Source organism: Actinosynnema sp. NPDC037264 (assembly GCF_055603705.1).
The window spans coordinates 1-11270 of sequence record NZ_JBVJVK010000115.1 but is presented as its reverse complement, the minus strand read 5'-3'; the positions used below and the strand labels follow the sequence as shown (position 1 = coordinate 11270).

The 11270-nt window shown below is 73.0% G+C and carries 8 protein-coding genes; 1 reads left to right on the top strand and 7 read right to left on the bottom strand.

Annotated elements, in window-relative coordinates; genetic code table 11:
• Nucleotides 1-222: 222 nt before the first annotated feature.
• The 4 genes from ACZ7GX_RS45100 to imuA' are packed head-to-tail and all read right to left on the bottom strand — an operon-like array spanning nucleotide 223 to nucleotide 6236.
• Entirely contained in the window at nucleotides 223-3519 is a 3297-nt protein-coding gene (locus ACZ7GX_RS45100) for an error-prone DNA polymerase (protein ID WP_498786822.1), read from the bottom strand.
• Nucleotides 3519-3719: a hypothetical protein gene (locus ACZ7GX_RS45095; RefSeq protein ID WP_498786821.1), complete on the bottom strand. Its 201-nt coding sequence runs from the start codon at nucleotides 3717-3719 to the stop codon at nucleotides 3519-3521. The genes ACZ7GX_RS45100 and ACZ7GX_RS45095 overlap by 1 nt, the downstream gene beginning before the upstream one ends.
• On the bottom strand, nucleotides 3719-5308 hold the full coding sequence (locus ACZ7GX_RS45090; RefSeq protein ID WP_498786820.1) for a DNA polymerase Y family protein: 1590 nt from the start codon (nucleotides 5306-5308) through the stop codon (nucleotides 3719-3721). The genes ACZ7GX_RS45095 and ACZ7GX_RS45090 overlap by 1 nt, the downstream gene beginning before the upstream one ends.
• A gap of 43 nt (nucleotides 5309-5351) precedes the next feature.
• The gene (gene imuA' / locus ACZ7GX_RS45085) at nucleotides 5352-6236 is read right to left on the bottom strand and encodes a DnaE2-dependent mutagenesis accessory factor ImuA' (protein WP_498786819.1); all 885 of its coding nucleotides are present in this window, start codon (nucleotides 6234-6236) and stop codon (nucleotides 5352-5354) included.
• Between the two features lie 202 nt (nucleotides 6237-6438).
• On the opposite strand from imuA', the gene ACZ7GX_RS45080 reads away from it, so the two are divergent.
• Entirely contained in the window at nucleotides 6439-7254 is an 816-nt protein-coding gene (locus ACZ7GX_RS45080; protein WP_498786818.1) for a hypothetical protein, read from the top strand.
• Between the two features lie 50 nt (nucleotides 7255-7304).
• Here ACZ7GX_RS45080 and purH read toward each other — a convergent pair whose 3' ends face one another.
• The 3 genes from purH to ACZ7GX_RS45065 are packed head-to-tail and all read right to left on the bottom strand — an operon-like array spanning nucleotide 7305 to nucleotide 11105.
• Nucleotides 7305-8888 (bottom strand): bifunctional phosphoribosylaminoimidazolecarboxamide formyltransferase/IMP cyclohydrolase, encoded by a 1584-nt coding sequence (purH, locus tag ACZ7GX_RS45075; protein ID WP_498786817.1) that lies wholly within the window; start codon nucleotides 8886-8888, stop codon nucleotides 7305-7307.
• Entirely contained in the window at nucleotides 8885-9547 is a 663-nt protein-coding gene (purN, locus tag ACZ7GX_RS45070; RefSeq protein ID WP_498786816.1) for a phosphoribosylglycinamide formyltransferase, read from the bottom strand. Before purN ends, purH begins: the two co-directional genes overlap by 4 nt.
• Nucleotides 9548-9575: 28 nt before the next feature.
• On the bottom strand, nucleotides 9576-11105 hold the full coding sequence (locus ACZ7GX_RS45065) for a cell division protein PerM (RefSeq protein ID WP_498786815.1): 1530 nt from the start codon (nucleotides 11103-11105) through the stop codon (nucleotides 9576-9578).
• Nucleotides 11106-11270: the final 165 nt, after the last annotated feature.

Sequence of the window (11270 nt, the reverse complement as noted above, 5' to 3'; positions counted from 1 at the left end):
GCTTCGACCAGCCTATGGCACCCGAACCCATGTCAAATCGGGCCTGGGTGCGGCGGTTCCGGGTCCGTTGTGCGGCGGTTGGGGCAAGTGGACTCAGTGGACGCGCCGCGGGGCCGTTGTGGGCGAGTGGGGAGCGGCCGGGGGTTCGGTGGGCCCGGGGCGGTTCCAGGGCCGTTGTGGGTAGGCGGGGGTGGTGGTGTGGCGTCGGCGAGTAGAGCGGATTTAGCGGAAGTCGCGTGAGCGTGAGGGGATGCGCAGGTCGAGCTGTTGCAATCGTTCCGCGCGGATGCTGATGACGCCTTCCGCGGATTCGACGACGCCTCGGATCAGCAGAGCCGGGCTGGTTCGGGCGACCTTGCGGTAGCGGGCCCACAGGCCCGTGGTGCAGACGACGTTGACCATGCCGGTCTCGTCCTCGATGTTGAGGAACGTGACGCCGCCCGCGGTGCCGGGGCGTTGGCGGTGGGTTACGGCGCCGCCGATCAACACCCTGGTCCCGTTGGGCACGGTGGCCAGGTCGGCGGTGGCCAGGGCGCCCAGGGCGGTCAGTCGCTCCCGGACGAACTCGGTCGGGAAGCTGCCCGGGGACAAGCCCATCGCCCAGACGTCGGCGACCGCCAGCTCGACCTCGTCCATGCCGGGCAGGGCGGGCGCCTCGGTGCCTACCACGGTTCCGGGCAGGCGGTCGGGTCGGATCTTCGCGACGGCTCCCGCCGACCAGAGCGCGGCACGTCGGTCCAGGCCGAAGCACCCGAACGCGCCCGCCGTGGCCATGGCCTCCACCTGGGCCGTGGTCAGGCGGACCCGGGCGCCGAAGTCGGCCATGTCCCGGAACGGGCCCGATTCCCGTTGCGCGACAACGTCTTCGGCGACCTTCTGACCGATCGTCCGGATGCCGGCCAGGCCGATGCGCACGGCCTGCTCGCCGTCCACCAGTTCGAGGGTGGCGTGCGGGAGGCCGGCGTTCACGTCCGGACCGAGCACGCGCACGCCGTGACGGCGGGCGTCCGCGACCAACGACTGAGGGGAGTAGAAGCCCATGGGCTGAGCACGCAGCAACGCCGCGCAGAAGGCGGCCGGGTGGTAGAGCTTGAACCAGGCGCTGACGAACACGAGGTGCGCGAAGCTGAGCGCGTGGCTCTCCGGGAAGCCGAAGTTGGCGAACGCCAACAGCTTCGCGTAGATCTTCTCCGCCAGCTCGTGACCGATGCCGTTGGCCTTGGCGCCCTCGTAGAAGCGCTCGCGGAGGCGTTCCATCCGGTGCGTGGAGCGCTTGGCGCCCATGGCGCGGCGCAGCTCGTCCGCCTCGGCGGGGCTGAAGTCGGCCACGTCGACGGCGATCTGCATGAGCTGCTCCTGGAACAGCGGCACGCCGAGGGTCTTCTTGAGCGCCCCCTCCAGCAGGGGGTGGTCGTAGTCCCACTGCTCCTTGCCGTTGCGCCGGCGGATGTAGGGGTGCACCGAGCCGCCCTGGATCGGGCCGGGGCGGATCAGCGCGACCTCCACCACCAGGTCGTAGAACGTCCGCGGCTTGAGCCGGGGCAGGGTCGCCATCTGCGCGCGGCTCTCCACCTGGAACACGCCGACGGAGTCGGCGCGCTGCAGCATCTCGTAGACGGCTTGGTCTTCGAGGTCGAGGTTGCCGATGTCGACCTCGACGCCCTCGTGCTCGCGCACCAGGTCGATGGCGTAGTGCAACGCCGAGAGCATGCCGAGGCCGAGCAGGTCGAACTTGACCAACCCGATGGAGGCGCAATCGTCCTTGTCCCACTGCAACACCGTGCGGTCGGCCATCCGGCCCTTCTCGACCGGGCACACCTCGCTGACCGGCCGGTCGCAGATGACCATGCCGCCGGAGTGGATGCCCAGGTGCCGCGGGAAGTTCTCCAGCTCGGCGGCCAGTTCCAGCACCGGGCCGGGAATGCCGCCTTCCTCCACTGTGGACCGCAGCGGGCCCCAGCGGTCGATCTGCTTGCTCCACGCGTCCTGCTGGCCGACGGAGTAGCCGAGCGCCCGCGCGACGTCGCGGATCGCCGACCGACCGCGGTAGCTGATGACGTTGGCGACCTGTGCGGCGTGCCGGCGTCCGTACTTGCGGTAGACGTACTGGATGGCCTCCTCACGGCGGTCGGACTCGATGTCGAGGTCGATGTCGGGAGGGCCGTCGCGGGCCGGCGCCAGGAAGCGCTCGAAGAGGAGGTCGAAGCGGACCGCGTCGACGTTGGTGATGCCGAGGGCGTAGCAGACCGCGGAGTTCGCGGCCGACCCCCGGCCCTGGCAGAGGATGTCGTTGCGCCGGCAGAACGAGACGATGTCGTGCACGACGAGGAAGTAGCCGGGGAAATTCAACTCCTTGATGATCTTCAACTCGTGCTCGATCTGCTGGTACGCCCTGGGGTTCTCGCCGATCGAGCGGTAGCGGCGGGCCGCGCCGTCGTAGGTCAGCTCACGCAGGTGGCTGTTCTCGTCGTGCCCCGGCGGCACGTCGAACGGCGGCAGTTCCGGCGCGATCAGCTTGAGGTCGAACTGGCACTGCAGGCCGAGCACGGCCGAGCGGTGCACCGCACCGGGGAACCGGGCGAACCGGCGGGCCATCTCCTCCCCCGACCGCAGGCACGCCGTGCGGCCAGGCGGCAGCCAGCCCGCCATCTCGTCCAGGCTGCGCCGCGCCCGCACCGCCGCCATCGCCGCCGCCAACCGACCCCGCGCGGGCACCGCGTAGTGCACGGCGTTCGTCGCCACGGTCGGCAGCCCCAGGTCGTGGGCCATGCCCCACAGCAGGTCGTTGCGCGGCCCGTCCTCGGGGTAGCCGTGGTCGGTCAGCTCCACGAACACCCGGTCCGCCCCGTACAGGTCGACCAGCCTCCGCAGCTGCGCGAACGCCGCCGCCGGCCCTTCCCGCGCCAACGCCCGCCGCACCGCGCCCTTGCGGCAGCCGGTGAGCACGACGCAGTCGTCCCGGGTGTCCGCGACGACCTCCTCCAACCGGTACACCGGCCGCCCCTTCTCGCTGCCCTCGGCGAGCTGACCGGTGGTGACCGTGCGGCACAACGCGTGGTAGCCGTCGCGGTTGGTGGCCAGCAGGAGCAGGTGCTCACCCTCCGGGTCCGGCACGCCGTTCTGCGGCTCGGACAGCCCGAGGCTCAGCTCCGTGCCGAACACCGTGCGCATCCCGAGCTCCTTGGCGGCCTCGGCGAACCGCACCACGCCGTACATGCCGTCGTGGTCGGTCAACGCCACCCCGTCCAGCCCGAGCTGCTGCGCCGCCTCCACCAGCTCCTCCGGGTGGCTGGCGCCGTCGAGGAAGCTGAAGTTGGAGTGGCAGTGCAGCTCGACGTACGGCACGCGGGCGCGGGTCGACCCGAGGTCGTCCACCTTGACCGCGAAGTCGGGCGGCGCCTCGTAGCGGTCGCGGTGGCGCGTCCACGCCGGGCTGTCGCCGCCGTCGGGCACCGGGGGTTTGCCCGACAGCGCGCGCTCCAGCTCCGACCACCGGACCGGCGGGTTGTTCCAGCCCATCAGCGCGAGTCGTCGAGCGCCCGCCGAGGCGACGGGATCGACGGCGCCGCCGGTGGCAGCCGTGCGGGCAGCCAGCCGAAGCTCACCACGTAGGCCGGTCCGCCGCGCTGGTCCGGCACCTCGTGCCGGTCCGGCGCGGCGCAATCGTCCAGCCACTCGGCCAGGCTCCGGCGATCCTGCTCGGAGAAGTCACCGCTCATCAGTCGTACACCCCTTCCACCGCCCACTTGCCACCCGCGCGGATCAGCAGGAACGCGAGTTCCTCGCCGTCCGCCGCGGTTCCCAGCACTTGCAGTCGTGCACCGCGCATCGCGGTCTCCGCGTCCCACCAGCGCTCGTCCACCGGCCACGGCCCCGACCACGCCACGACCTGCCGCGCACGGCCGCCGTGCACGATCCGGTGCGGCCGCACGACCAGCTCGGCGTAGCCGGTGACCACGACGTCCGCACCCGAGGAGTCCAGCAGCGCGACCGGCTCGGGTTCGGCGAACACCGTCGCGGGCGACGGTCCGGGCAGCTGCCCCGGCCACGGCTGCTCCGCGTCCGCCGCCGGGGTGCGCTCGTCGCCCCACGGCACCAGCCGCACCCGCTCGACCGGCCCACGTCCACCGCCGAGCACGGGCGTGAGCACGGCGTCCGGCCCGAGCAGGCCCTGGACGTGCACCATCGCGCGCGCCGCGCGTTCGGCCGCCTCACCCTGGTCCTGACCCGCGCCCGGCCACAGGCCCAGTTGCAGCGCGGTGGCGTCGACCACCTCTTCGGGGTCCAGCCGCAGCAGGTGGATGCCGGCGGTGAGGCCGGCGCCGTCGAGGCGGGCCCGGGTGAGCCAGCCGTCGAGCTGCCAGCGGACGCGGTCGGCGATGCCCTGCGGGGTGAGCGGCTCGGCGCAGCGCCACAGCCGGTGCAGCTCCTCGCCGTTCTCGGTGGTGGCCCGGATGCCGAGGCGGGTGCAGGCCAGACCCCGGTCGGCGAGGCCCGCGTGCAGGCGTTCGGCGAGGCCCTTCGCCGCGAACGCCGCCGCGTCGACCCGGTCGATCGGCGGGTCGAGCTCCCGGGTGACCGACAGCTCGGGCGGCGGGCGGCGGCGCGACCTGGGACGTTCCTCCAGCCCGGCGGCCAGCCGGTGGGCGAGCACGGCGGCGCGGCCGAAGCGGGTGGCGACGTCGCGTTCGGGCACGGCGGCGAACGCGCCGAGCGTGCGCAGGCCGAGGCGGCGCAGCAGGTCGACCAGCGCGGCCCGGTCCTCCCGGCGTTCGGCGGGCTGGTCGAGCTCGTGGATGCCCAGCGGCGCGAGGAACTCCCGGGTCCGGCCCGGCGGCACGACCAGCCCGCGGTGCGCGGCCAGGGTCGACGCGAACAGCCCGTCGGCGAACCCGACCTGCGCCTCGACCCCGGCGCGCACCGCGATGTGGTCGACCAGGCGCTCGGCGGCCGACTCGGCGGACCCGAAGTACCCGACCGGCCCTTGGGCGGCGACGACCACCAGCCCCGGCCGGACCACCTCGATCCCGGGCGCGAGCTCCTCCACCGCCCCCGCGACCGGCTCGAAGAGCCGGGCGTCGCGCACCTCGTCGCACTCGAAGACGGCCAGCTCGGGGCACTGCCCCTGGGCCGCGCGCCGCCGCATCCCGCGTCGCACCCCTTCGGCGCGCGCGACCGCCGAACAGGCGACGACTTCACCCGATCCGACGACGGCGGCAGGGAGGTGCGGCGGGAGCGCGGCCTCGGCGGAGGCCGCCACCACCGGCCAGTCAGGACACCAGACGGCAAGCGTGTACAGGGGATTCACCTCTTCGACGAGTGGGAGGGGCGGGTTGTGAGACGCGCACGGCTCACACCGCCTCGACGGTGGCCGGGAAGGACGGACCGGGTTGGTCGGGTAGATCGGGTTGGTCGGGTAGGTCGGGCGGGCCAGGCGGACCGGTGGAGGGGGGACGCGGCAGGCCGGCGGGCAGCAACGGCAGGTCGGCCGTCGGCAGCGGCAGGCCCGTGGGCAGCCGCGGCGAGTTGGCGGTCGGCAAGGGTGCGTCGGCCGGCGGCAGTGGTGAGTCAGTGGTCGGGAGCGGGACCAGGGAGGGGCGTGCGGGTGGCTCCGCGGCGGTCCCGGGAAGTACCAGGCTCGTTTGCCGTGGCCTCGCCGCGGCGCCTCGGCCGGTCGCTTGGACGTTGACGGTGCGAGCGGTCAGGAGGCCGTGGCCCGCTTCCAGGCCGGTCCAGTGGCCCGAGGTCGCCGTCAGCTCCACGTCCGCGCCCGGCCACGAGACGGTGAAGGGCAGCAGGACCGCCTTGCGGTGCCGGGCCCGGGCCGAGAGCTTGCGCGAAGTCGCGGGGGTGACCGGCGTGGCCAGCACGACCAGGTCGAACCCGTCCAACAGGGCCGCCACGGTCTTCTCGACCTCGCCCTGGTCCCTGCCAGGTCGGGGGACCAGGGCGAGTCGATGGACGGCCACGCCCAACTCGGCCGCCGCGAGTGCCCCACACCCCGGCAGGCCGACCACGGCCGCCCAGCATCCTTCCGCCGTCGCCGCGGCCATCAGCGCGAACAGCAACGATGTCGACCCTCGCACCGACACCGTGCTGCCCCGCCGCAGGCCACCCCACGGGAGGAGCCCTGCCAGTTCCCCGCGAACCGGCAGGGCCCGGACCGGTGCCTTGGTCAGCTCGCCCGCCGCGCCTACCCCGAGCGCGGTCAGCGTCGCCGTTGCCGACCTGGACACCAGCCCTCCTCCCACAGATCCGCGCGCACCCCTGTGCGCGGATCGCCGTGGGAAGTTCGGCGACCTGTCTGTCGAACATCTGTTCGAACGACACGGTGATCTTATCCCTAACCCGCCACCCCCTGTCAATGCCGGCAGCGTCCACGATCGGGTGGCCGGCAGACTGCTGCTCGCGACACCGACCGGCCACACGGGGGGAACCGTGAACGCACCTCAGAACCCGCAGAACTGGCCCCAGCAGCCACAACCCGGCTACGGACCACCTCAGCCCGGCCCCGGGCAACCGGGCGGGTACGGCCAGGGCCAACCCGGCGGGTACGGACCACCCCCGCCCGGTTTCGGCCCGCAGGGACCGCCCGGCCCCCAGCAACCCGGTCACGGCCCGTACGGCCCCCAGCCGCCGAAGAAGAGCCGCACGGGCCTGGTCGTGGGCATCGTGGTCGCCGTCGTCGTGCTGGTCCTGGGCGGTGTCGCCACCACGTTCCTGCTGGACTACTACGAGCAGCCGGGCGGCGGCCCGGGTGAGCAGCCGATCGCCGAGTGCGACCTCAGCGCCGACCTGAAGTCGCAGGCGCACGTCAGCAGCTTCCGCCTGGTCGAGAAACCCGCGCAGGACAAGGGCCTCAAGCGCTGGAACTGCCACTGGCAGCAGACCGAGGGCAAGGACGGCCGCAACCCGCGCAGCATGGCCTTCTACATCTACGACTACCGCGACTTCACCGACAAGTCGAACCAGAACGTCGAGCACGCGGAGAGCACCTACGACGACGCCGCCGGGTTCGCGAACGGCCTGCAGACCAAGCCCGTGGAAGGCCTCGGCGACGAGGCGATGCTGATCATCGAACCCACGCCGCGCGACTCGATCGACGTGAAGCTGATCGCCCGCCAGGACGCGGTGGTCTGGAGCATCACCTACAGCGGGCGGGACAAGGGCTTCATCAGCGACTCGCCGATGCCGCTGGCCGACGCGGAGGCCGTGGTCCGCAAGACGGCCGAGGAACTGATCGCGAAGCAGTGAGACGCGGAAGGGCTCCCCGTCCGCCGACGAGGAGCCCTTCCGAAGCGCTACTAGTGCGCGAAGTGCCGCGTGCCGGTCAGGTACACGGTCGCGCCGGCCGCCTCCGCCGCCGCGATCACCTCGGCGTCGCGCACCGAACCACCGGGCTGCACGACCGCGCGCACACCGGCCTCCAGCAGCACCTCCAACCCGTCCGGGAACGGGAAGAACGCGTCCGACGCGGCCACCGAACCCCGCGCCCGCTCACCGGCGCGCGCCACCGCCAGCCGGGCCGCGTCGACCCGGTTGACCTGGCCCATGCCCGCGCCGACGGTCGCGCCACCGGACGCGAGCAGGATCGCGTTCGACTTCACCGCCCGGCACGCCCGCCACGCGAACGCCAGGTCGGCCAGGCCCTCCTCGTCCAACGGCGTGCCGCACGCCAACGTCCACTTCGCCGGGTCGTCGCCCTCGGCCTCGATGGTGTCGGTCGTCTGCAACAGCAACCCACCGGACACGGCCCGCATCTCCACGCCACCGCGGTCGGGCGCCGGCGCGACCAGGATGCGGATGTTCTTCTTGCGCGTGAGCACGTCCACCGCGCCGTCGGCGTACGAGGGCGCGATGATCACCTCGGTGAAGATCTCCGCCACCTGCTCGGCCATCTCCACGGTCACCTCGCGGTTCGCCGCGATCACGCCGCCGAACGCGCTCACCGGGTCGCACGCGTGCGCGTTGCGGTGCGCCTCGGCGATCGCACCCGGACCGTCCACCTTGGACACCGCGATGCCGCACGGGTTGGCGTGCTTGATGATCGCCACGCACGGCAGCTCGTGGTCCCACGCCGCCCGCCACGCCGCGTCGGCGTCGACGAAGTTGTTGTAGGACATCTCCTTGCCGTGCAGCTGCTCCGCCGTCGCCAGCCCGGAACGCCCGTCGCCCTGCGTGTACAGCGCCGCCCGCTGGTGCGGGTTCTCGCCGTACCGCAGCACCTGCTTGCGGTTCCACGTCGCGCCGACCCAGCCCGGGAAGCCGGAGCCCTCGTCGTCCGCCGCGACCGCGCTGCCCAGCCACGAGGCCACGGCCACGTCGTAGGACGCGGTGTGCCGGAACGCGTCCACGGCCAGCCGCTGCCGGTCCGCCAGCGTGAACCCACCGGCCTTGACCTGCTCCAACACCCACGAGTACCGCGACGGGTCCACGACGACGGCCACGCTGGCGTGGTTCTTCGCCGACGCCCGCACCATGGCCGGACCGCCGATGTCGATCTGCTCCACGCACTCGTCGGCCGACGCGCCCGAGGCCACGGTCTGCGTGAACGGGTACAGGTTCACCACGAGCAGGTCGAACGGCTCGATGCCCAGCTCGCGCAGCGTCTCCAGGTGCGACTCGCGCCGGGTGTCGGCGAGCAGCCCCGCGTGCACGCCCGGGTGCAGCGTCTTCACCCGACCGTCCAGCGCCTCCGGGAACCCGGTGACCTCCTCGACCGGCGTGACCGGCACGCCCGCGTCGGCCAGCGCGCGCGCCGTGCCGCCGGTGGAGACGATCTCGACTCCGGCCGCGTGCAGGCCGGTGGCCAGTTCCAGCAGCCCCGACTTGTCGGAAACCCCGATCAGGGCCCGGCGAACCGGTCGCCTCTCGGCAGGAGTGGTCACGGGATGCTCACCTTTCGTCCGTTCACGGTGCAGCCCTCGCGGGCCAGGCGGGCGACCACGTCGACCAGCAGCCGCCGCTCCACCACCTTGATGCGCTCGTGCAGGCTCTCGACGTCGTCGTCATCGGCGACGACGACCGCTTCCTGGGCCAGGATCGGCCCGGTGTCCACACCGCCGTCCACCAGGTGCACGGTCGCGCCGGTCACCTTCACGCCGTAGTCGACGGCGTCGCGGACGCCGTGCGCGCCGGGGAAGGCGGGCAGCAGCGCGGGGTGGGTGTTGACCATCCGGCCGCCGAAGCGGGCCAGGAAGGCGGGTCCGAGGATCTTCATGAAGCCGGCGGTGACGACCAGGTCGGGCTTGTGCGCCTCGACGGCGTCGGCCAGCGCGGTGTCCCACGCGTCGCGGTCGGCGTGGTCGCGCAGCTTCACCGCGAAGGAGGGGACGCCTGCGCGCTCGGCGCGGCCGAGGCCCTCGATGCCGGTGCGGTCCGCGCCGACGGCGACCACCTCGACCGGGTATCCGGGGTCGGCCGCCGCGTCCAGCAACGCCTGCAACAGGGTGCCGGAACCGGAGACGAGGACGACGACCCTGGCGGGGACGGGAAGCCGGAGTGTGGTCGCGGCGCTCAGCGTGCTCTCCTTGCTGGGGACTGTCACAGCAGCTCAAGAGCAGCCTAGGCGTTGGCTAGCGGGGCTCGTCGGCCAGGTCCTCCGGGTCGGCCTCGTCACCCTCGTCGGAGTCGGAGTCGGGTTCCTCGTCGGCGTCCTCGGGGTCGGTCTCCTCGGGGTCGACGTCCTCGACCAACTCCTCTTCGAGGTCGTCGTACTCGTCGAGGTCGTGGTCGAACTCCTCGTCGTCCTCCTCGTCGAGCTCCTCCCCGTCCTCGTCCTCGTCGTACTCCTCGTCGTCTTCTTCCTCCTCGAACTCCTCCTCGAGTTCTTCGGCTTCCTCGTCGTACTCGGCATCGTCCTCGTAGTCCTCGTAGTCCTCTTCGTCCACGACGGCCTCCGGTTCCGGCTCGGCCGCCACCACGCGCGGCGGCCGCGGCCCGGAGAACCAGGCCACCACCGCGCCCGGCACGGTCACCCAGCCGAACGTGAGCACGGCCAGCAACCCGGCCGGGATGGTGACCGGGTTGAACGCCCCGCCGCCCAGCGCGCCACCGGCCACCGCCGCCAGCACCAGCGCCCCGACGCCCGCGGTGACCGCCGCGACCAGCACCGCGCGCACCCTGGCCCGCGGCGTCTCGGCCGCGTCGCGCAACGAGAACCCGGCCACCACGCCGATCACGCCCGGCAGCACGAGCACCAGCGCCAGGTAGGACGCCTGCTCCTCGGGCAACGCGGCCAGCAGCGGCACGGCGGGCACCGGGCCGCCGACGAACTCCAGCGGGCCCACCACCGCCGCGCCGATCGAGAACCCCGAGCCCACCACGTACGACAACGCACCGACCACCGCGTTCGGCAGGTACGCCAGGCACAGCAGCCAGATGCCGAGGCCCGTGCCGATGGTGCCGCCGCTCTGGTCGAACAGCACCGCGGTGGTCGACCACGAGAACAGCAGCCCGAGCGCCAGCACCAGCGCACCCGCCGCGACCAGCGCGAACAACGCCAACGCGCCCGTGCGCAACCCGCGCCGCGCCACCGGGTCGACCCGCTCGAACACGACTTCCACCAGACCGCAGCGCTGCGCGACCCCCGCGACCGCCGCCAGCCCGGACACCACCGCGCACCCGAAGAACGCCACCGCGGGCGTGGCCCGGACCGGACCCTCGTCACCCATCAGGAACGCGATCACGCTGCCGACCACGGCGTGCGCGCCCGCGATGCCGAACACCACCGACCGCGCCTGCAACGGCTCGAACAGCCCCAACCGGTCCGCCGCGCCCGCCGCCGCCCGGTACACCAGCAGCATCACCAGCGCGGTCGGCAGCAGCGGCAGCAGGCCGAGCTGCCCGCCGTCGAAGCGCAGCGGCACGTGGTGCGCGACCAGCCAGCCCGGCGCGGCGGCGGTCAGCACACCGGTCGTCGAGAACGACGCGTGCGCGGCCGTCGAGGAGATCAGCGCGAGCAGCGCGGCGACGCCCGCGTAGCCGATGACCACCGACCCGGCGGCGGTCATCGTGAGCACCCGCACCCGTTCGGCGCGGGAGAACTCGGGCGGGCGGACGGAGTCCGTCACGACACCGTGCGAGGTCGTTTGCTGCACCGACATCCTCCCACTGTCCCAGTAGCGGTGAGCCGTTCGGTCGAGACTCGCCGGACACGCGAAGAGGGGTGGGGGGGGGGGGGGGGGGGAGCCCCCCCCCCCCCCCCCCCCCCCCCCCCCCCGGGGGTCAAAACACAAAGGGGGCGTGTTCCTGCCACGGAGATTGGCGGA